This is a genomic window from Gottfriedia sp. NPDC058432 (assembly GCF_042721555.1).
In the GTDB taxonomy this organism is placed as follows: domain Bacteria; phylum Bacillota; class Bacilli; order Bacillales; family Bacillaceae_G; genus Gottfriedia.
In genome coordinates, this window is record NZ_JBHXLC010000008.1 from 13,210 (window position 1) to 34,953 (window position 21,744).

At 31.8% G+C, this 21,744-nt stretch carries 24 protein-coding genes; 19 read left to right on the top strand and 5 right to left on the bottom strand.

All coding sequences use genetic code 11. From position 1 onward, the window contains the following. The first annotated feature begins 468 nt into the window (after positions 1 to 468). Together ACFWM3_RS09780 and megL are read left to right on the top strand one after the other, a co-directional pair. On the top strand, positions 469 to 600 hold the full coding sequence (locus ACFWM3_RS09780) for a hypothetical protein (protein WP_268875886.1): 132 nt from the start codon (positions 469 to 471) through the stop codon (positions 598 to 600). 462 nt (positions 601 to 1,062) lie between these two features. Beyond that, positions 1,063 to 2,259: a methionine gamma-lyase gene (gene megL, locus ACFWM3_RS09785; protein ID WP_056474842.1), complete on the top strand. Its 1,197-nt coding sequence runs from the start codon at positions 1,063 to 1,065 to the stop codon at positions 2,257 to 2,259. Between the two features lie 611 nt (positions 2,260 to 2,870). Here the strand turns inward: megL and ACFWM3_RS09790 are convergent. Beyond that, positions 2,871 to 3,659, bottom strand: coding sequence for an HAD family hydrolase (locus ACFWM3_RS09790; RefSeq protein ID WP_390311238.1), 789 nt, complete (start codon positions 3,657 to 3,659; stop codon positions 2,871 to 2,873). A 216-nt stretch (positions 3,660 to 3,875) separates the two neighbouring features. Here ACFWM3_RS09790 and ACFWM3_RS09795 point away from each other — a divergent pair, with 216 nt between their 5' ends. The 4 genes from ACFWM3_RS09795 (at position 3,876) to ACFWM3_RS09810 (ending at position 6,660) form a co-directional block, all read left to right on the top strand. Beyond that, positions 3,876 to 4,442 (top strand): DUF1643 domain-containing protein, encoded by a 567-nt coding sequence (locus tag ACFWM3_RS09795; RefSeq protein ID WP_056474845.1) that lies wholly within the window; start codon positions 3,876 to 3,878, stop codon positions 4,440 to 4,442. Between the two features lie 287 nt (positions 4,443 to 4,729). Beyond that, the gene (locus ACFWM3_RS09800; protein WP_390311239.1) at positions 4,730 to 5,917 is read left to right on the top strand and encodes a helix-turn-helix domain-containing protein; all 1,188 of its coding nucleotides are present in this window, start codon (positions 4,730 to 4,732) and stop codon (positions 5,915 to 5,917) included. Between the two features lie 154 nt (positions 5,918 to 6,071). Next, positions 6,072 to 6,359, top strand: a complete 288-nt coding sequence (locus ACFWM3_RS09805; protein WP_390311240.1) for a hypothetical protein — start codon at positions 6,072 to 6,074, stop codon at positions 6,357 to 6,359. 73 nt (positions 6,360 to 6,432) lie between these two features. Continuing rightward, positions 6,433 to 6,660 carry a hypothetical protein gene (locus ACFWM3_RS09810; protein ID WP_056474851.1) on the top strand — a complete coding sequence of 76 codons (228 nt, stop codon included), beginning with the start codon at positions 6,433 to 6,435 and terminating at the stop codon, positions 6,658 to 6,660. Here the strand turns inward: ACFWM3_RS09810 and ACFWM3_RS09815 are convergent. Both ACFWM3_RS09815 and ACFWM3_RS09820 read right to left on the bottom strand, forming a co-directional pair. Then, entirely contained in the window at positions 6,647 to 7,603 is a 957-nt protein-coding gene (locus tag ACFWM3_RS09815) for a hypothetical protein (RefSeq protein WP_390311241.1), read from the bottom strand. The two genes, ACFWM3_RS09810 and ACFWM3_RS09815, sit on opposite strands and share 14 nt — an antisense overlap. A gap of 181 nt (positions 7,604 to 7,784) precedes the next feature. Beyond that, positions 7,785 to 8,702, bottom strand: coding sequence for an alpha/beta hydrolase (locus ACFWM3_RS09820; protein ID WP_286131752.1), 918 nt, complete (start codon positions 8,700 to 8,702; stop codon positions 7,785 to 7,787). A gap of 188 nt (positions 8,703 to 8,890) precedes the next feature. Here ACFWM3_RS09820 and nagZ point away from each other — a divergent pair, with 188 nt between their 5' ends. Then, positions 8,891 to 10,534 (top strand): beta-N-acetylhexosaminidase, encoded by a 1,644-nt coding sequence (nagZ, locus tag ACFWM3_RS09825; protein WP_390311242.1) that lies wholly within the window; start codon positions 8,891 to 8,893, stop codon positions 10,532 to 10,534. A gap of 89 nt (positions 10,535 to 10,623) precedes the next feature. Next, positions 10,624 to 10,866: a hypothetical protein gene (locus ACFWM3_RS09830; protein WP_390311243.1), complete on the top strand. Its 243-nt coding sequence runs from the start codon at positions 10,624 to 10,626 to the stop codon at positions 10,864 to 10,866. 171 nt (positions 10,867 to 11,037) lie between these two features. Here the strand turns inward: ACFWM3_RS09830 and ACFWM3_RS09835 are convergent, their stop codons facing one another. After that, positions 11,038 to 13,434, bottom strand: a complete 2,397-nt coding sequence (locus ACFWM3_RS09835; RefSeq protein ID WP_390311244.1) for an Ig-like domain-containing protein — start codon at positions 13,432 to 13,434, stop codon at positions 11,038 to 11,040. A 260-nt stretch (positions 13,435 to 13,694) separates the two neighbouring features. Here ACFWM3_RS09835 and ACFWM3_RS09840 point away from each other — a divergent pair, with 260 nt between their 5' ends. From ACFWM3_RS09840 to ACFWM3_RS09865, 6 genes are all read left to right on the top strand, one after another. Further along, positions 13,695 to 14,081 (top strand): RidA family protein, encoded by a 387-nt coding sequence (locus ACFWM3_RS09840; protein WP_390311245.1) that lies wholly within the window; start codon positions 13,695 to 13,697, stop codon positions 14,079 to 14,081. Between the two features lie 129 nt (positions 14,082 to 14,210). Next, positions 14,211 to 14,837 (top strand): sporulation-specific diadenylate cyclase CdaS, encoded by a 627-nt coding sequence (gene cdaS / locus ACFWM3_RS09845; RefSeq protein WP_056474857.1) that lies wholly within the window; start codon positions 14,211 to 14,213, stop codon positions 14,835 to 14,837. A gap of 297 nt (positions 14,838 to 15,134) precedes the next feature. Next, positions 15,135 to 15,563: a DUF4395 domain-containing protein gene (locus tag ACFWM3_RS09850; RefSeq protein WP_335474467.1), complete on the top strand. Its 429-nt coding sequence runs from the start codon at positions 15,135 to 15,137 to the stop codon at positions 15,561 to 15,563. Between the two features lie 196 nt (positions 15,564 to 15,759). Continuing rightward, positions 15,760 to 16,023 (top strand): hypothetical protein, encoded by a 264-nt coding sequence (locus ACFWM3_RS09855; protein ID WP_390311246.1) that lies wholly within the window; start codon positions 15,760 to 15,762, stop codon positions 16,021 to 16,023. Further along, the gene (locus ACFWM3_RS09860) at positions 16,023 to 16,304 is read left to right on the top strand and encodes a hypothetical protein (protein WP_390311247.1); all 282 of its coding nucleotides are present in this window, start codon (positions 16,023 to 16,025) and stop codon (positions 16,302 to 16,304) included. The genes ACFWM3_RS09855 and ACFWM3_RS09860 overlap by 1 nt, the downstream gene beginning before the upstream one ends. Positions 16,305 to 16,490: 186 nt before the next feature. Then, on the top strand, positions 16,491 to 16,946 hold the full coding sequence (locus tag ACFWM3_RS09865) for an SRPBCC family protein (RefSeq protein ID WP_390311248.1): 456 nt from the start codon (positions 16,491 to 16,493) through the stop codon (positions 16,944 to 16,946). 58 nt (positions 16,947 to 17,004) lie between these two features. Here ACFWM3_RS09865 and ACFWM3_RS09870 read toward each other — a convergent pair whose 3' ends face one another. After that, positions 17,005 to 18,042: an LLM class flavin-dependent oxidoreductase gene (locus ACFWM3_RS09870; protein ID WP_390311249.1), complete on the bottom strand. Its 1,038-nt coding sequence runs from the start codon at positions 18,040 to 18,042 to the stop codon at positions 17,005 to 17,007. Positions 18,043 to 18,339: 297 nt separating this feature from the next. Here ACFWM3_RS09870 and ACFWM3_RS09875 point away from each other — a divergent pair, with 297 nt between their 5' ends. From ACFWM3_RS09875 to ACFWM3_RS09895, 5 genes are all read left to right on the top strand, one after another. Further along, positions 18,340 to 18,543 carry an alpha/beta-type small acid-soluble spore protein gene (locus tag ACFWM3_RS09875; RefSeq protein ID WP_056474875.1) on the top strand — a complete coding sequence of 68 codons (204 nt, stop codon included), beginning with the start codon at positions 18,340 to 18,342 and terminating at the stop codon, positions 18,541 to 18,543. A 170-nt stretch (positions 18,544 to 18,713) separates the two neighbouring features. Further along, positions 18,714 to 19,163, top strand: a complete 450-nt coding sequence (locus tag ACFWM3_RS09880) for an RrF2 family transcriptional regulator (RefSeq protein ID WP_025568186.1) — start codon at positions 18,714 to 18,716, stop codon at positions 19,161 to 19,163. Between the two features lie 443 nt (positions 19,164 to 19,606). Next, positions 19,607 to 19,933, top strand: a complete 327-nt coding sequence (locus ACFWM3_RS09885) for a hypothetical protein (protein ID WP_390311250.1) — start codon at positions 19,607 to 19,609, stop codon at positions 19,931 to 19,933. A 497-nt stretch (positions 19,934 to 20,430) separates the two neighbouring features. Further along, the gene (locus tag ACFWM3_RS09890) at positions 20,431 to 20,790 is read left to right on the top strand and encodes a DoxX family protein (protein WP_390311251.1); all 360 of its coding nucleotides are present in this window, start codon (positions 20,431 to 20,433) and stop codon (positions 20,788 to 20,790) included. Beyond that, positions 20,787 to 21,641, top strand: coding sequence for a VOC family protein (locus tag ACFWM3_RS09895; protein ID WP_390311252.1), 855 nt, complete (start codon positions 20,787 to 20,789; stop codon positions 21,639 to 21,641). Before ACFWM3_RS09890 ends, ACFWM3_RS09895 begins: the two co-directional genes overlap by 4 nt. Positions 21,642 to 21,744: the final 103 nt, after the last annotated feature.

The window sequence follows — 21,744 nt, forward strand, 5'->3', positions numbered from 1 at the left end:
AAATCTACATAAATGAAATTTTTGATAATGGCTTGTATTACTTTTAAAATCAATTCGGAGGAAAAAATGGAAAGGATAATTTAGGAAAGAAGTTTCGAATTGAATTGTGCTAATTTTAGATTAAATTTAGGGCTAGAAGAAATTATTGGGATGACTTTAAAATCAGTAATAAAATGCTGTAAAAGATCTTCTTTATATAGACTCGGTAATAAATGTGATCATAAAATACATCTAATTAAATAGATATAATATTAAATGGTAGAAAGGAAGAGTTTGTTCTAGTCGATGACCTATTTTGTACAAGATTTTTTATGATAAAAAAAGAGGAAAATAAAAAAAAACTACGAACTATTATTATTAATTCAGTTAATCGAAGTACTTCTTCATAAAAAATTGGATATGTATTTTATTAAGTATGTTTGTTAACAATACAGAAATTAAATAAAATTTACTAAAGAGGTGTATTCAATGAGCGTCCATGACCCAAACGAATTTGATGAATTGATCCCAAATGATACCGATTTAAATTTTATTAAGAAGTTTCCAGAAGTTGAAGAAGCGATTGGAATTGATGAAATTCTGAAGTGGTTAGAAGATTAACAAAATCAGATAATTTGAAAATAAAAAAGTACTTTCTAAATTTTTAGAAGGTGCTTTTTTTCATTTTCAATTAATTTAGAATAAACCTAGTCAAAGAGGATGACTTTTTTTGATTGCAGTTTGATTATTTCGGAATATAAATGACTGATGTTTTAAGCTTTGGTTATAAAAAATTGATAAAAGCGAACGGAAAAGCAATAGGAAAAAAGTTAGGTAGAAAATTTAGTGAATAAATAGTAAGAACCAATGCAAGAGAGAGTATTTTGCTACTTTCATTTTTAATTTAAGTCTTATATAGGATTAAGAGCATGTAATTTTACCTATAGTATGATCTATTGAAAGGTATTGCTTTCCTATATATAGAAGTAGTCTAAGTGAACAATTTGTAAGGGCTTTCATTTTAGGTTTTTGCTTTAATTAACGTTTGATCAATACGCACTTAATTAAGGAGGCTAATTAGAAATGAAGAAAAATCAGTTTGATACAAAGTTGATTCACGAAGGCTACAAAACTAGTGAGTATCACGGGAGTTTAACTCCTCCATTATTTCATACGTCTACCTATACATTTCCAACTGCACAACATGGAGAACAGTCCTTTGCCGGAGAAAAAGATGATTTTATTTACTCAAGATTAGGAAATCCAACCGTTCAAATTTTGGAAGAACGAATGGCTGCGTTAGAAGAAGGAGAGGTAGCGTTAGCATTTGGTTCTGGAATGGCTGCTGTATCTGCTACAATTTTCTCGTTAATTAGCACTGGGGACCATATTTTATGTTCAAAAGGCATATACGGATGTACGTATGGATTTTTAGAAATGTTGGAGAGTAAATTTGGAATTGAACATAACTTTTGTGAAATGGATACTGAAGAAGAAATCCATAACTTAATCCAAGAAAACACGAAAGTTATATTTATTGAAACACCGATCAACCCTACAATGAAAGTCATTGATATTGAAATGGTTGTCGAAGTTGCGAAAAATAATAATATTACAGTAGTAGTTGATAATACTTTTTGCTCACCTTATTTACAAAAGCCATTAACACTAGGCTGTGACATTGTGCTACATAGTGCAACGAAATATATTAGTGGTCATGGTGATGTAGTTGCAGGAATTGTTGTTTGTAAAACAAAAGAGCTAGCTGATCGAATGACCCCTATCCGAAAAGACATAGGTGCGATTATGTCACCATTTGATGCATGGCTGTTGCTTCGAGGATTAAAGACATTAGCAGTTCGAATGGACCGTCAATGTGAAAATGCAAAAAAGGTCGTTTCATTTTTACAATCGCATCCAATGATAAAGGAAGTATTCTACCCGGGAGACTTTAAAAATCAAAATTATTTTATTGCTAGTAAGCAAATGAAAAAAGGTGGGGGAGTCTTCGCATTTACATTTGACGGGACAAAGGAAGAAACTCAGGAATTTATTAACCATTTGGACATGATAAAAATAGCGGTAAGTCTAGGGGATACAGAAACATTAGTTCAGCATCCAGCGACGATGACACATGCAGTTGTTCCAAAAGAGTTACGAGAAAAAATGGGCATAACAGAAAATATGCTACGCATGTCAGTCGGGTTAGAAGCATGGGAAGATATTGTAGCTGACTTACAACAAGCTTTACTTAAATCTAATAGCAATACAGTATGTTAATCTTGATTTGATAAAAAAGTACTTTCTAATTTTTTCTTAGAAAGTACTTTTTATTTTAGCTCTAAAATTTAAATGGATAATTAACAATATCATTAACCCCCATAAATTTGATACTACATTTTAAGAAACAAATATTACACATCGAAACGTCAATTTCATTACTTAAAAAACTTAATAGGACGAGAAGTCTTTCAAAAGGAAGATTTTTATGATTATTGACATAAATAGGGGGTATATCTAGTCAAAATCGTAATAATTATATAACAATGTCGATATGAAATTGTATGTTTGCTTTGATTTTTTGGCTAAATTGACTGCTTAGACTAAACGATTCACTTTAAGGCACTAGTTTATGGTGAAAAGTAGCCCGTAATACGGATAGCAGTATAGGTATATTTCTAGTTTAATTGCATTTTTCATACTTTTAATTGCAGTTCTAGAATTTTTAATTGCAATTCCGGGATTTTAATTGCAGATTTGCCATTTTTAATTGCGATTCTGGGAATTTAATTGCACTTACTTGAAATTACGATTTAATCCATAACCAAATCAATTAAAAAAAAATCCAGCAAGTCCCCATAAAAATGGACCACTAGATTTTTAAACAAAACCTACTTATTCAAAGAATCAATAATCGGATAAAGCTCTTCTAAATGAGTAATTTCATATGTAGGTACAACTTCATTTCGTTCCTTATGATGCCTATTAATCCACACGTTTTTCATTCCAATTCTGCTTGAGCCTAAAATATCTGTCATAAGATTATCTCCGACCATAATGACCTCTTCTTTTGAAAGTTCCATTAATGATAAGGCATGTTCAAAAATACTTGGGTCAGGTTTACCTTTTCCGAAGTCTCCAGAAATTAGTATTTGATCAAAATACTCTTTAATCTTTGGTGTAATTGAAAGCTTCGTATGTTGCAAATCAGGAGAGCCGTTTGTTAGTAAGAGCAGTTTATATTGTTCATTTAATCGATCTAGCACATCAAATGTTTCATCGTATACAAAAGGGTTTCCTTTTCGTTCTTCAGGGAATGTTTCGGCTAATAAATGACCAAATTCTGGATCATCTATTCCAAATGCTTTTAAGCCAAGCGTCCATGCATTTTTTCGATAGGCAGGAGAATTCGCCTTCATTTTTGGAAATTGATCATGATCATCTAAAAAATTCCCCCATAGTCCTTCGAATGGATTGATGCCAATTAATTTTGTGAATTCGTATGTATCGTATGATTCATAAAGCTTTCTAGCCGAATCACGAACGGCATTTTCAAATTCAGTTGGGTCAATACCGTATTTTTCTGTAGCTAGTTTACATGTATTTGCAAATGCAACTTGAACACTTTTTTGGTCCCAAAGTAATGTGTCATCCAAATCAAATATGATTCCTTTAATCATAAATAATAGCCCCTTCCAAATATGAACTGTCTAAATTATCCACTATCGTACTAGGAAAATATGAATTAGTAAATAGAAAGCTACTAAAATTTTACTTTTTTTTAGATACATTTAATGATTATTTATTTTAAATTAATAATTTAGTACAAATGACGATTAAATGGAATATAATACCTTGTTGATTTTGTTTTAATTAATGATGAAAAGAGTGAGTATATGTCATTTGAGGATTTTGTAAACTGTCATTCAATGCAAATTAACTCGAAGGCGGTCTTTGATAAACAAAATAAATTAATGCGATATTCGCTTACAAGAACTTGGGATGAATCGAAAAAGAAAGCTACGCTTGTATTACTTAATCCTTGTCGAGCAGATCATCTAAAGAGTGATTATATATTGGCGAGATGTCTTAACTTTTTTATAGATTATAAGAAAGGTAACTTCGGCTCGCTAGAACTAGTAAATCTTTTTGCATTAATGGAACCGGATTCAACAAAGCTAAAAGGGAAAGAATGCGAAGTTGGCGAACATAACGATGAAGCAATAAAATTAGCGATTAGTAACGCAGACATTATTATAGTAGCTTGGGGTTCAAGTAAACGATTTAAGTGGCGAATAAAAGAAGTTCTAGACCTGCTAGAACCTTATAAAGATAAATTATTTAATTTTTGTGATGACTCAAATCGGAAAGATATATTGATTCACCCAGTTATTTTAGCGGAACGACATTGGTTAGAAAAATTAAATTTTGAAGCACTTTACGAATGGACTACAAAAGATTAATCTTAATGATATTTCTGAAGGCAACTCATTTTGGGTTGTTTTTTTTATTGCTTGAAAATTCAAATACTTATATTTGTAAAAATTGTTATAATAAATTGAGCATATAGTTTTAGTTCAAGGTAGAAAGCTACCTCTTAAATTAAATACTAAACTTTACTAAAATTGCAGACTTCTTAGAAACTCAATTATTACTTGAGTCCATTTTCCATTAATTCAAGTAACACTTGATTTTAACTATTCAATTAACTAGATACAATGAAATTAACTTTTAAATAGAGGTGATATAAATGTTTGATATGAAAAAAGTAGGTAGACAAATCGCTCAATTAAGAAAAGCAAACAAGATTACACAGATGAAGCTAGCTGATCAATTAGGTGTTAGCTTTCAAGCAATTAGTAATTGGGAACGAGGAGAGACAATGCCTGATATTTCGAAATTACCTGAGCTTGCAGAAATTTTTAATGTAAGCATTGATGAAATTTTAGGAAATGAAAAAGGCGTTAAATTGATCAATAATTTAATTGAAAAAGATAATGCGGATTCTTCAATTGAGTTAGAAGTTGAAAAAGAAGAATTTTTAAATGTTGCACCGATTCTTAATATCGATCAAGCAGACATCGTTTTTAGAAATGTTGAGAATCACCTTACAATTACTGATACATCGGATATTGCTCCCTTTGTTAGTGAAGATATAATTGATGAATGTGCAAAGAAGGAATTTGATTCGAATGGAATCAAAGAATTATCACGCATGGCACCTTATATTAGTAATGATGTAATTGATGAATTTGCGGAGAAAGAGTTTGAGTCAAATGGAATTGAAGAATTAACTTGGGTTGCACCGTTTATTAGTACAGAATTAATGGACGAATTAGCGAAGAAAGAGTTTGAAACGAATGGTATAAAAGCTTTAACAACTTTGGCACCATTCATCAGCGAAGAAGTAATGAATGAATGCGCAAAGAAAGAGTTTGAAACAAGTGGTATAAAAGGATTAACTCAGGTGGCACCATTTATCAGTAACGATATCATTGATGAATGTGCAAAGAAAGAGTTTGAAACAAATGGTATAAAAGGATTAACTCAAGTAGCACCATTTATTAGCGATGAGATCATCGATGAGCTTGCAATGAAAGAGTTTGAGCTAAATGGCATAAAAGAAATAACATCAATGGCAGCATTTATCGGTGACGAAATAATCGATGAATGTGCAAAGAAAGAGTTTGAAACAAATGGTATAAAAGGATTAACTCAGGTGGCACCATTTATCAGTGATGAAATAATAAATGAATGCACAAGAAAGAGTTATGAATTAAATGGGATTAAGTCATTAGCACCGATTTGTCCTTTTATTGAAGGTGACCTACTTAATGAACTTGCTTTAGATGCTATATCAAAACATGGCATTAATGAGATTATTTCAGTGATCCCATTTTTAAATTCAAAAATTGTAAAGAATGCAGTAATTAAATAGCTTTCAAACTGAACTTGTATTTACTTTCAGGGGTCGCAATTAGGACCCTTTTTTATTTTTTCTAGACATTTTATTAATAAATAAGGATATTTTCTGGACAATTCAGTAATATCCTTTATCATATAAATAGTAAAAATAATGAAAAGGTGACTTTATGAAAAAATTACTTGTAATCGTGGCTTTAGCAGTCTGTCTAATTATCTCTGCACAAACAAATCCATCAAAAGGAGAGTTTGTCACTTGGGCAAAGGATCAGCTTAAATTGGAATCAAAAAATAAATACATTGATTTTGGAATTGACTTATTAGGGGAAAAACTTATTAGTAAGGTTACAACTAAAAAAGATTATGTCTTTTTTTCAGTTTACGAGGTTAAGGCTTTAGACAAGGAAATAAAAGTGGTCGGTTTATTTAATCACTTTATTCCAATTTCAAAAAAATAAATTATGAAGAGTTAGTGGAAAACTTTGATTGCTTGTATATAATAGAATAATAAAGTTAAAAGAGGTGGAAAGAATGAGCAAATCAAAAGCAAGAAAATTACGAGACAAACTAGTTAGAGAAGGTAAACGAAATCCAGAATTAAGTAGAAGTTCATTTGCGATGTTAGATTTAAATACCCGTAGAACAAAAACGAAACAAGAAAAATTAAATCAAGTTAAACATAAAAAACAGTCCTTTGGAAAAGATGATTTTCAAACAAAGGACTGTTTTTATTTAGATGCTGATCTTATTGTTGTGTAACAGGCGCTTTTTTTACTTTATTAGCGAATTTAACTGTTAGATTTGTTTTATATACGTCGGCCGCAGCTTCAAATTGATTGTAAGTATTATTAAATTTTTTAAAAACGTTAGTTGCATTTACAAGAGCAATTTTTGCTTTTGCTACATCTCTTTTTTCAATTGCATTATCTAAGCTTTCATTATCTTCTATATCATAGAGCTCATCAAAACCATCTTTAAAATACTTATCAAACATAGAATCTAGATCTTTTTCGATTTGACGATGTGTTGTGTAATCCATATCAAGAACATCATATGCATAGCTAATAATTTCTTGTTCTTTAGATGTCATCCCATAAAAGCGTTGATTTACTAAAGCATATTCAGTTTCATAGTTTTTATATTCAGCAGGTAATTGCTTACGAATATAAATTTCATTTTCAGTATAAATTTGATCCTCGATATCGTATACATATGACTCGATCATATCATATGTGTGGTTTTGGTAATTTCTAACTGCCATCAATTTATTTTTTTGAGTTGTAAAGTATGTTTTAGCACCCTTTGAATCTACTTTTTTAATATATGTATTAAACTGTGCTGTTACTTTTTTCATATCTACTGCAGCATTGTCTTTACGCGCTTTATCAATTCTTGTTTTAAAGCTCGCTGTTTTTTTCACTAGTTCGTCTTTACCTGTATATCCGTATTTATTAAATAAAGTAACATCAGTTTGTAGTTCTTTATAATAATCATAAACTTCTTGATCTGTATAATAGATTTCACTTTTTAAGTTGCTAAGAACTTTTATGTAAGAGCTGACTTGTTTTTTTAAATCATTTTGAGCTTGGACAACTTTAGTATTAGTTGCAGCTTGGGTTTCAGTTGGAAGCATACTTAATAGAATACCTGCAGATAGAGTTGTTGCAGTTGCTATAGTTGCGATTTTCTTAAATTTATTCATTTCGGTCTCCTAATATTAAAATTTTTCACACTATTAGTATATTACATGTTACAAAAATATTAAATATATATTAATAAGATTAAATATGTTTTAAATTACCTTTAAATGAAGTTATACCAGTTCACTCCACTTAAAGGTAAATAAATTAAGTGCTACAATCATAAACTAGTAAAATCTATTTTTAGTCTCGAGAGGCATTTACAATTAACTGTGCCATTCTTCTTGGGTATACTTTTGCAGTTGACATATGATCGCCACTTCCTTGTATAAAACGATAAACTCCCAATCTACTAGCCATATGAGGATACCAACCAGAATTTTCGCCTGTAGGTACTACTGTATCTTCTTGTAAATTAATAAAGCTTCTTGGAGTGGATAATTGGTAAAACGTTTTTAAATCTAGTTTTTCAACAAGGGGAGTTGCCGGTTCAGGTGTTGTCGCACTATAAATTTGCCTCGCCGTTTGTAAATCAGCCAAGTTAACAAATACATCTCGGAAATATTGGAATGGTAGTTTGATTGTATTATCAGAAGATTGCGCAGCTAAGTCTAATAGGAATTTTTGGGCTTGAAGTGGAAATTGATCTGTAAGGCTTTCACCGTCATTTAAAACAAAAGCATTCCAAAAAACTAATCGTTTAATTCGATCGTGAAGCTGTTCAGCGACTTTTTGAATGACAGTACCACCAAAGCTGTGACCTATCAAAATAATATTATTAAGCTTATTAGACGTTATATAATGAACTACTTGCTTTGTAATGATCTCATGATTTACATTTTTATCTTTATCTGTACCATGCCCAGGCAACTGTGGTGTGTGAACAATATGTCCCATTTTTAGTAGTTCTCGTGTGATTCCGTGCCAGAAGAATGGATCAACCCATGAGCCGTGAACTAAAACGAAAGTAGCTTGAGCATGCTGACGATAAAAAATGTCAGATTGGTCAATTGAATGATGCTGTTGATGTATAGGATATGATTGATATTCGTTATACCAATATTGGTGATAATCATAGTAAGGATTATTTTGATTTGGATTCATATTTTGATTCCTGTAGTTTATAGGTTGAATCATTTCATGGGATTTTTTACTGGTCATGCTAATTAGTCCCTCCTCGTTAATCTTTCTCATCGTATGCACCTATTCGTTAGAAGGTGCCCACTTAACTAATGGAAATATAAGTAAGTAAAGAGGGGGAAATAATATTTTAGGAGGAGAATATTATCAAAAAAGCTGTTATTTTATTAATACTATTGTTAATTGTTTGTACAAGTGTTTACTTTGCGTTGAAGGATAAAGTTTTCCAAGATTCATCACATTCGAAGCCAAATAAAAATACAAATCATCAAACGGAAACGGATACTAATCATTCGAATCAACTTTCAACAAAAGAAATTTTAAATAATATAATTTCAAGCGCTAAACAAGGAGAAATTCCAAACCAAAAAAATATAGAAGTAGGAAAGACTTCCTTAAAAGATATAACGGAGCAATTTGGGGAATCTACCCAAAAAGATGAGGTTGCTAATAGTACGTACTTAACTTATCAAAAACAGGGATTTGCTGTAGGGTATGATCATCAAAATCGAATTTATGAAGTAAGATCATATAATTCTAATTTACAACAAGTTCACTATGACGATATTATGAAACAATTAAAAAAGCCAAGTAAGATTAAATATTATAAAGATCAACAAGTTGATCAAATTATTTTAGTTTATGAACTACCAAATCAAATTGAACTGAAGTTTATTTTACCAAGACCAACTAGTGAAAATAATAATCCTACATTGCATCATACGTCAGTATCAATTATTGACCAGCTTATTCCTAATACTGGCACTAAACTAGATCAGCTTTTAAATGCAATGACACTTCAAGAAAAAATAGGTCAAATGATTATTTCAGGTTTTTATGGACCGAATTACTCAAATAGTTTAAAAGAACTAGTTGAACAATATTATATTGGTGGATTTATTTTTTACAATGAAAATCTAACGAATAACAGTCAATCGGTTAAACTTGTAAATTCAATAAAGGCTGCTAATCGAAATAATCTTTTACCGATCTTATTCGGAGTTGACCAAGAAGGTGGAAGGGTATCACGTTTACCAGGAAATCTAGGTCAAATACCGTCAAACGAAATAATTGGAAAGAAAAATAATGGACAGTTCTCATATGAAATAGGACAAATACTAGGAGAACAGCTACAAGCTTTTGGTTTAAATATGGATTTTGCTCCTGTTTTAGATGTAAATAGTAATACTAAAAATCCGGTCATTGGTGATCGTTCATTTAGTAATAATCCAGCAACTGTAAGTAAATTAGGAATACAAACAATGAAAGGAATTCAATCAGAGAAAATCATTCCAGTTGTAAAACATTTTCCTGGCCACGGTGACACTTCGGTTGATTCCCATTTAGAGTTACCTGTTGTAAACAAATCGTATACTGATTTAAAATCGTTAGAATTAATACCATTTAAGGACGCTATTAATCAAAACGCAGATGCTGTTATGATTGCCCATATTTTATTACCAAAAATCGATCCTAAATATCCTGCTTCAATGTCTAAAAAGGTCATTTCATCAATGTTAAGGAATGATTTAAAATATGATGGAGTGGTTATGACGGATGATATGACGATGGATGCAATTGGAAAAAATTATAATTTGGAAAAAGCAGCGGTTACTTCCATTTTAGCTGGAAGTGATATCATTATGGTTGCTCATGATCCTAACAAAGTAAAAGCTGTATATAAAGAAATCGAAACAGCCGTGAAAAACAAAACAATTTCAGAAGAACGTATAAACGAGAGTGTAAAAAGAATCATTTTACTAAAACAAAAATATAAATTAGACAATAATCAAGTAAAGCCGATGGACCTTCAAAAGCTCGTTGAAAAAACAAACAAATTAGTAAAAAATTAGCAAAAAAAGGAAATTACCACCTTTTGTCGAATAAATAGTCTAAAAAGGTGGTGTTCTTTCTGGCTAGTAAGATTTCAGATGCAGGATTAATGCTATTGGCTATTTTTAAAGAACTTCAAGAAAAAGAGCCAGACTTTGAAAAAGGGCTTCATAATGAAGTAGGAGTAGCTATTGATGATGTCGAACCTGCATTAATTGAATTGGAAATGCAAGGATTTATAAACGGTTTAACTTGGATTAAGAGTGATATAGATCAAAAAGAAAATGCTTCATTATTTAATATTTCAATAACACCTACAGGATTAGCTAGAGTAATAGAATTATTAAGATAATATGTATACATAAAATGACTACCTCAAATGTTACGAGGAGTATAGTTTATTTCCTTTTAGAAAAGTCTGTGAAACAGCCATATATTTTTATCGATTATAAACTTTCTTAAATAAACATACCAAATTACGCTGAAAAAAAGAGCCTAAAAATATTCTCTTAGGCTCTTTTTTTTATTTAGAAACAGTCGTGTTAATTGTATAACTTATGATACCAGAACGGTTTCGTGCGTAAATACTTAATTTTGTTCCAAGCTTTTGTTTAGGAATTTTGACCGTATATGTTCCTTTGTTAGATGTGGTGGTTGAACCAATCGTTTTCGAACCAGATTTCACATAAACCGTTGTAGATGGTTCGGATTTACCTGTTACAGAAGTTGAGTTGATGCTAACTTTGTTAACCGTTGGTGTCTTAGGAGCAGTAACCACCTTGACTAATGTACTTTTACTGGTATTTTTTGAAGCATCCGTCGCTGTAATGGATAGTGTTGTGTTGGACGATTGCTTGGAAATTGCTATCTTAAAAGTACCAGTATTTGTTGCTTTACCAGTATTTAGTACTTTAGTTCCTTTTTTAATCGTAATCAGTGCATTCGCTTCTGATTTTCCTGAAACGGTTGCTGAAATATTACTGATTCGATTGACTGTTGGTGCATTAGGAGCAATTGTATCCTTAATTTTTGATACCGTGACTTTGCTTCGATTCCCAACTAGATCAGTCGCTGTTGATTGGATCGTTTTATTTTGAGCAATGTTTTTCAATGTAACTGTAAATTGACCGTATTTATTAGCTTTCGTCGTAACTGTTTTTCCGGTAGACGGTTGGCTAGCCAATGGAACAGTAGTTGCCATTGTGCTAAGAGATTTTGTGTTAACCATCGAATCGACCGAAAATGCAGTCGAACGAGAAGTGGTTGTTGGGATTAAAGAATCCGTCGACAGATTGATTGTAGCATTCGGTTCGGCTGTTCCTTTTACAATGTTGGTAGCATTATCGATACTCGTAATCACTGGCGGCTTTGGTGCAACAGTGTCACGAAGTACGTTTTCAACAACAGTGTCTGTCCCATATGGTGCTTCGGCTGGAAACAGATCTTCTAAGAAATACATAAAATGAACCGTAGTATTCGCTCGTAATGGAGTGATTAATGGAACAGAAAATGTTCCATCCGGTTTTGTTATAACTTCATAAGGATAATCTGCCGCATTAATCTGTAATTTAATATTTGGTGGTGCAGTCCCTGTGATGATCAACGATGAATCGTATAATGAGTTCACATGAATACGCGAATCAGGTTCAGACACAACATTTACCGATAAATAATCGACCAATCCCTGATAAGTTGCTTTTATAATCGTACCACCTGATTTTTTTGCGATAAGTTTATTGGATGCATCAATCGATACAATTGATGGGTCAATTGGCGTTAAGGTAACTTCATTTGGGTCAAGGAATGTGATTTCGTTCTTCTCATTTATATATTGCAACCCATAATAGGTCGATTGGTTTTCTTTTAATTGAATATACGGATCTTTAAACTCAATCCGTTTAGTCAAAGGCTGACTTATTGGATAGTTTTGTACCTCAATATATTCAGGATCTTCGTAGTTTTTGTCATTTGTGTTTTTAGCATAAGCGATTTTATCCATGTTTTGAGAAAATACAACATTGTCAATATCATTTCCAACTGTGCGTAAATAAGCACCTGTTGTTGCGTTGAAAAATTTAATCTTATGGAAATAATGGAAAATTAATTCATTATTTTTACCGTAACTAATTGCACGAGAAGTTGTTCTATTATTTTTGGCTGATTCGTTGATGTACACATTAAAAACAGTTGAAGACTTTTCAAAATTACGATTCACATCGTATTGCACAAATGGATTTGCGAGTCCTGAATCATTTGTTAATGATAGCGTATTGCCATCAGGACTAAAAATCATTTGACGAATCGGATAATACCGAGTCGTTTTAAACGGATTTTCAAACGATTTTATGACTTTTTTTGTTTCGTAATTGATAATTTCAACGGTCGAATCATCTGTGACAGCAACAATTGGTTCTGTTGGATGGATACTTACACGTAATCCGTATTTATAATCAAATGATTTTTCAAACAGTACGGTTTTTGTTGCATCATCATATATGGTTAACCCATATGTTCCATCTGATAATTCATGTGTTATACCCATGATTCGTTCATCGGACCCTTTAAATGAAATTTGGGCGATATAATAAGGTAATGTAAATAATTTGTCCCCTGTCTGAACATCGAAAAACTGTGTGTTTTCGCCTTCATTTGAATACAAATAAGAACCATTAGGACTATAATTAAGATAGCGAACAGGCATATGGTTTAGTAATGCTCCTGTTTTTGTATCGTACATTCCAAAGTTCACAAAAACTCGATTCCCGTCCGGTGAAAGAGTTGGGCTGTTACCAGGACTTGCAAAAATCAAAGAAGGATTCGGTTCAGTCTCAGCAAAGACTGCTTTTTGTTGAGTAAGCGTAGCATTCGTACAAAAAAATAGTAGTAGACACAGTATGGATAAACTCGTTTTTTTAATCATATATTCTCCTTAAATAAATAGTCACTACTCGATTATATAGTGCTAATGTCAATAAAGATATGAGAATATTCGTAATCGAAGGGCAAGTTGAAAAATACAAATGATGTTTTTGCTTTTAAAACGTTTCAAAAAAATTTATAAAAGGTTACGATTGTAACATATTGAAAGAATATACTTGGTCGAAGGAGTGGGGGGATAAAATTCACTTGCAAGAAATAAACATCATTTCCATTTCTAAAAGAAAAAAGGAGGGAATAAAAATGAAAATTAAAAAAGTAAACCCCGAATCTGTTGCTTCACCTGTTGGCCAATATAGTCATGTCACAATTGTCCCAAGACATGCAGAGCTAGTAGTTTTATCAGGTCAAGTAGGAAACGACAAAAACGGAGTATTTCCAATTGATATCGAAAGTCAATTTGTCAATGCACTTGAGAATATAAAAAACATCCTTGAGAGCGAGAAAGTCGAGCTTAATAATCTTTTTAAACTCAACTTCTGGCTAACGGAGAAAATCGATCGTCAATTCTTTCTAGACTGTTGGACTCAATTTCATTCCGGTAACCCACCTGCAACAACTTATGCTTATGTATCAGCTTTAGCAAATCCAGACATTAAAATAGAAGTAGAAGCATGGGCAGCAAGATAATCAACTTAGTTCGTTACAATCAATCGTTATTGAATTAAAACTATGGATGGTAATGATTGGTATAACATAGCGAACTTTGGGAAACTTAAGTGGAGGTAATTCGGTTCGAAAGCGAGATGAAAAATTGAAATGGATGAATTCGAGTCTCAATTAAATCCCACTGTAAGAAAAAATATAACAAAAACACTAACACAACTTAATATGAAAATCGAAGGCATGATTGGAAGAATTGAAAATAAAGGATGCGGCATATTAACTGAATTTGAAAATATCCATCGCGTCTTTAATAATTTACAAATGGATGCAGCCTCATTTTATTTAAATTCATATCTATCTCCGTATACTGATATCTTTGATGAATTGGCAATTACAGTTCAGCACTTATCAAAACGTAAACATGGCGGATTAATTGTAGTAAAAAGAGACGACTCACTTGAAGAGTTGATGAGTTCAGGGATACATGTCGGTGCAAAACTATCCCCAGCATTATTAGAATCAATTTTTTATCCAGGTAGCCCGTTACATGACGGAGCAGTACTGGTTGAAAATAACATGATCATTTCAGCAGGTAATGTACTTCCACTATCTAAAATTACATACGATAATAAAAAACTTGGAACAAGGCACCGAGCAGCAGTTGGAATTTCAGAACAAAGCGATGCACTTGCTCTAGTTGTATCAGAAGAAACAGGAAATATATCTTTTGCTTATAAAGGAAGCTTATATCCTGTTAAATATGGGGCACCTATTAATTAAAACCGAAACGATCAATTAGATCGTTTTTTTTTTTGTTGAAAAATGAGATTGTCAATTAGTGTCCAATTCCAATATGACCGTTATGAGGAATTAAATTACAAGTTTAAGCAAAAGTACTACCTCATGGCCATTTTAAAGATTGAAAATTTTTAATATCAACTCGCTGAACGATCATTTAGATCATTCTTTTTGTTTTTATAATAATTTTACTTTTTTCAGATTTTATGGATTGAATTGTTTTTGAAATCATATTATGATTATACTTAATTATTCCGATACGAAAGGTTGGTTTTTGGTATGTCTAATCCAAAAATAAATACAATTCCATTACCTTTAGTTCGTACAAATCAATGGACCATCTTTATATCTGTAATATTAACATGGATTACTGGTCAGTACTGGCTACTACTTATTCCTTTAATCAGCGGACTAAGTGGATTACTTTTTGATTTTCATCCAATCATAAAATTTGCTAAACGTTTTTTAAAAAAGAAACCATCGAGCTATCCGCAAGAGGATAAAGGTCAACAAAATTTTAATCAAACAATTGCAGTAACCTGTTTATCTCTAGCATTTATTGGTGCATTAGTTGGTTGGAACGTATTATTTTATGTGTTTTCAATTATGGTCGCATTAGCTTCGTTTATCGCAATAAACGGATTTTGCATTGGTTGCTATATTCATTTTCAATGGAACCAATATAAATATCGAAAAAGCTTAAGGTAAATTAAATAAAAATCAGAGTCTTCTCATTAAATGAGAGGACTTTTTTTATGATTTCAAAACAATAATCTGATAGAAATAGAAGTTGAATATAAAAAAATGGAAGGAAACTCGTAACAAAAAATTCATGGGTTTATTTCAAATATCTAACTGATGTATGATATGATATAATAATAAGTCTTTTATGGTGGTGATTTGGATGGAAAAAGCTCATTTCTTAGAAGAACTTATGAGATTTATTTCAAATATGGATCGTGATAATTCTGTTGTTCAATTTTCTGTTCCAGGCAAAGGACGATTTACACTTGTCCTTCAAGAAGAAGAACAATCTATTAAAGCAGACGTCGAAGCAAATCCTGAAATAGAAATTATGATTAGAAAAAGTCAGGATGAGTACAAAAAGGGTTTAGGGGTGTCAACATCTGAGTTTTTAAAATCAATTTCCTCTAAAGACTTCATCTAATGATTTTTAGAAATGTTATATGGCCGCTTAATGTACGAAATAAACTTACCCAATTTAGAAGTATAAGATTCACTCCAGAAGAAACATTTGATTTTATTTCACAAATAGTCTTGGAAACAGAAGATTTATTAAAAAATGAAGTCATTGGAAAAACATATACTGAAGAACATGGAAATTATAAAGGAATATCAAGAGTCGTAATAAAAAAATTTCGAATTTATTTTGAAATGGTCAATAACGATATAGTTATTGTAGCAATCGTATTTCCGGGTGAAAAATAATAAAAATCAGAGCCTTCTCATAAATGAGAGGGCTTTTTTTATGATTTGAATACATAATTCGGTATACTAGAAATAGTATTTGAAAATGTAACGTTCTCCAAGGTTTTTAAAGCAAATTAGAAATTGAGGATTTACTATAAAATTAAACGAAATAGATGAATTATTGCTTCAGGAAGGAGATTTAAAATGATTCAATGGAAAGAAGACATTGTTATAAATGAAAATATCGAAAAAGTATGGAGTCTATTTTTAGATAAAAACATTAAGAAAATAATGCCAAAAGTTGAAGAACATAATTTAATCGATAAAAATGAAAATGAAGTAGGTGCAAAGCATCAGCAAAGTTATAGAGAAGGAAAACGTGTAGAATCTTATATTGTTGAAACTTTGGCTTACGAGGATACTGAATCATATAAAAAAAAGCAAATCCATTTTGTTTTAGCAAATGCGTTTGTAACGAATCTGACATTTACATTAGAAAAAATCGACGATTTACATACAAAATTTATTTATGAAGGCACGAATGCCGGAGTAAATTTTATCGGACGAGCTATGTTAAAGCTAGCTAATCCAAAGGGGAATAATTTAAAGGCAGTACATGATTTTTTACAAAGAGTCGAACAAGAAGCTTTAAAGGCGTAGGATTAATAGGAATTTATAAAACAACAAAAAGGAGAGCATTCCATACTCTCCTTTTTTATTATTTATTTGATACTTTACTTAATAATTCATATGAATATAAACGCGCTGCATGATCGAAAACTGAACCATTTACCATGATTTCATCAGCTTTTGTTATATTTAAAACTGTTTGTAGCTTTTCAGTAACGGTTTCGATTGTACCAATAGCAGATAGTTTCATTTGATTTTCAAGTGTTTCTTTTTCATATGGACTCCAAATTTCATCCATATCGTCAACTGGTGGTTTTAAAAGAGAAGGTTTACCACCTCGAATTAAGTTTAAAAATGATTGTTGTTGTGTGGTGAAAAGTCTTTTTGCTTCTTGATTTGTGTCAGCAACGACAACATTTAAGCCAATCATTGCATATGGTTCATCTAAACTTTTAGATGGTTTAAAGTTATTGTGATACAACTGCATTGCTTGAACTGTATAATCTGGTGCGAAGTGTGCTGCAAATGCAAATGGTAAACCTAATTCAGCAGCTAACTGAGCACTAAAGCCACTTGATCCTAATAGCCAAATTGGTATATTTAAACCTTCGCCAGGCACAGCTTGAACCGTTAAACTGCCTAATCCACCTGGCGGATTAAAGTAATTACGTAATTCCTCTAATTGAGCAGGGAAGTCTTCATGGCTGCGTAAATCTCTACGTAACGCTCTCGTTGTTGACATATCACTACCAGGAGCACGACCTAATCCAAGATCAACACGACCTGGATGTAGTGATTCTAATGTACCAAATTGTTCTGCTATGACTAATGGAGCATGATTTGGTAACATGATTCCTCCAGAACCAACTCGAATCGTTGATGTTCCACTTGCAATATGTCCAATTACAACTGAAGTAGCTGAACTTGCAACTGCAGGCATATTATGATGCTCGGCAAACCAGTAACGGTGATATCCCCATTTTTCAGCATGCTGTGCTAAATCAAGACTATTTTTAAAAGCATCAGCAGGAGTGCTTCCTTCAACAACCGGTGCTAAGTCTAATACAGATAAAGGTATTTCACTTAAATTCTTAGCAACTTTATCTTGGAAACGATTATTCATCATAAAATTTTCCTCCTAAAAAAACATTTTTCAATATATGGAAATAACGAGACGTTTTCATTAGATAAACTGTGTTTTAATTATATACAGTATGCTAAGATTATAGAAAATCTTAAGGCATAATACAAGTTTTTGAACTTGGAAATATTTATTCAGGGAAACTTCATTTGGTAACAAGAAGCACTTTTGGTAAAAAGAAAAAAATTTGTAAATAAATGTATAGAATAAATTTTAAGAATCATACTATCTTTAATCTGATAAACAACATCAGAGCATCCAAAAGACAAAGGAGTCGACAACATGGCAAACAGAAGATCTTCAAATCAATATGCTTCACCAAATGCAAATTCAGCAATTGAGCAAATGAAGTTCGAAATAGCTTCTGAATTTGGAGTGCACTTAGGACCAGACACAACTTCACGCGCTAACGGTTCAGTTGGTGGAGAAATTACGAAGCGTCTAGTTCAAATGGCAGAACAAAGCCTAGGCGGATATGCTCGTTAAATAAAAAATGAGGATGGAAAGCAAACTTTCTATCCTTTTTTTATTGTCTAAAAACAAAGATCCATCCAGTAAATCGTTATCTACTTACATTTAAAAAAGTCTAAAAACTACTATATACTTGCAAGGGATACAAAAACGGGGGATAATAATATCACTGGATGGTGATAAAAATGTCAAGTTGTAAAAATTCCGTTACACCTAAGTGGTTCGGATTTGCTATTCAGGCATTAGTTTTACTAGCAACAACAGAAGGGGTTACACCAAGTAAAGCAATCGCAAAACATATTAGATCAGGTGTTTCATTTATGAGAAGAATTATGGCTCCCCTCGTAAAGGAAAAAATAGTAGAAGCAAGAGAAGGACGAGATGGTGGCTATTTATTAGCTAAGTCACCTGAGGAAATTACCTTAAAACAAGTCTACATTGCCCTACAAATGACAGAACCTCTATCAACCGCACTAATTGAATCCACATCTGACTGTACTAGTGGACGTGTAATGAACAATGTATTTTCAGACTTTGCAATTGAAGCAGAAGAACACTTACTTGGCTTTTTATGTAACTATACTTTGGCTGATTTTGTAAGACGTGCCAGTCATAAAACAATCGAATCACTTTGAAAATATCGTACATTTGGATGTACGATATTTTTATATTGTTTGGGATAGTGTGTCTGTTAGGAGGCGAGTACAATAAAATTTAGAATCGCAATTAAATTTAGAGAATGCTAATTAAAATAGTGTAATCGCAAATAAATTTCAGGAATCACAATTAAAATTGTAGAATCGCAATTAAATTTGGAGAATGGTAATTAAAATAGTGCCATCGCAAATAAATTTCGATAATCGCAATGAAATTAGTCATTTCGCAATGAAATTTTGAGAATTACAAATAAAAATAGCGAAATCGCAAATAAACCATACGAAGTGTATAGTTTACAGGGGAAAATATCAAATTTTTATTTCGAGAGAAGTGATTTCTCTCAGATCATGATCGATTGGACTTTTTTTAATGATATAAATTAAAAATTGCTTCTTTTCTTATGAAATGTGAGGTGTTTTAATTGGAGCAAAATGATCATTATCAAAATTTATTAAAAAGGCTTTGTAAAGCTAATAATATCTCTCCCCGAAAACCTAGATTTGAAAGTATTGATGGTTTCGTAATTATCCATGTAAAAAATCATTTGAAAGAAGGAGTAGATTTAGAAAGCTTTAAAATATTAAATCTTATTTATCAAACAGTTGTACCTTTAGGCATAAAGTTCAATCAACAATTATTTTTATATCCAAATGGGGATCGATTAGATAGAGTTACGATCTCTTTTAGCAGAAATGATTATATGGTTTTAAACAAGAAACTGGAAACAGGAGATATTAATAATGAGTAAAAATAGTTTTAATTAATTATTTTTACAAAGCAACAATAAAGTGATTTTACGAATTCTTTTAAATATTTATATGGGATACTATAAAAGTAACAAAAAAAATTTAGAAAATTTTGGAGAAAAGTGAAAAATGTATGAATTTTATTAGATTTCAATAAATCATCTGTCAATGGTATGCGGACGAGGTGATAAATTCCTCCACGCTTTCTTCCATTAGAAATTTAGTCCCTTACGAGTTTCAGCTAGCCCTCAAATTTTAACCTTGAGAGTATGGATAAACAAAAATCAAAAAATGCACTTGTAATGAGAACAGTTATAGCATATACTGTACTTAAATCAACACACTTACAAAAAGTAACCAACTAATTTTAACCGCACTATTTTTTTAAGTATTACTGTTTCTAAGCTAAGAACAGTAATGATTCAGTAAAAACCTCTAAAATTAACTGTACTTAATATAAGTTCAGTAAAAACAAACAACAAAAGGGAGAGATTTTTAAATGAAATGGTTTACTCGAATTATTCAAGGGATTTTAATTATTGCATTTCTACTGTCTGGATCTGTGAAATTAAGTGGAAATACTCAGATGTTACATGATTTTAAAGAGGTTTATGGTTATTCAAAAGGTATGATGTATACGATTGGTTCATTTGAGGTGTTAGGGGCAATTGGTTTATTAGTTGGTTATTGGAAGTTGGTTTTAGGTAAACTTGCTTCAGTCGGATTGGCGATTATTATGGTAGGTGCTGTATTTACTCATTTACATGCGGGTCAAGGCATGAGTGTTGCAATGGCTCCGTTCATTCTGTTAGTGTTAACATTAATTGTACTATTTTCTAGAGGAGGTAAATTAAAATGAATTTTCATCAAAAGCCAAAAGTTTATGCTCCAACTGTTGAATTAAAAGTTGCAAATTTAGAGCGTTCATTAACGTTTTATCAAGAGGTTATTGGATTAAAAGTGTTGGATCATTCAACTACAAATGCTAGTTTAACAGCGGATGGGGTAAATGTATTAATTAAATTAGTGCAACCAGACAATGTTACACCTAGAAATGAGCAAAATACAGGATTATATCATTTTGCGTTATTAGTACCTACTCGAAAAGATTTAGGTATCGTGCTAAAGCATCTGATTGAAACTAGAAATCCACTTCAAGGTGGTTCGGATCATTTAGTCAGTGAAGCGATCTATTTAGCGGACCCGGATATGAATGGTATTGAAATTTATGCAGATCGTCCGTCAGAGAATTGGCAATGGCATAATGAGTATGTCGTTATGGATAGTAAACGATTAGACGTAGAGGGACTTTTAGCACTTACTGAGGATGAAGCTTTTACTGGTCTACCATCAGGAACAATTATGGGTCATATCCATTTGCAAGTTTCTGATTTAAATAGCACAGAGAAGTTTTATTGTGAAGGGCTTGGATTTGATGTTGTAACGAAATATGGAAGCCAGGCATTATTTATTTCAACTGGACGTTATCATCATCACATCGGTTTAAATACTTGGCATAGTGCAGGAGGAGTTGAACCTTCTGATAGCAGTGCAGGATTAAAGAATTTTACATTGTTATATCCAAGTGAAGAAGAAAAATCGGTGGTAGTAAATCGTTTAAAGAATATGGGAGCTTTTGTTTTTGAAGAAAATGGAGTTACATTTACAAAGGACCCTTCAGGCATAACAATCCAACTATTAGTTGGTTAATGAAAAACAAAATACAAAAAATTTGAGTATGAGACTGATTGACTCGCTTGTCTTTCAAGGCGAGAAGTCTGGTGAGGAGTGGAATTACCCTAGACGGTAATGA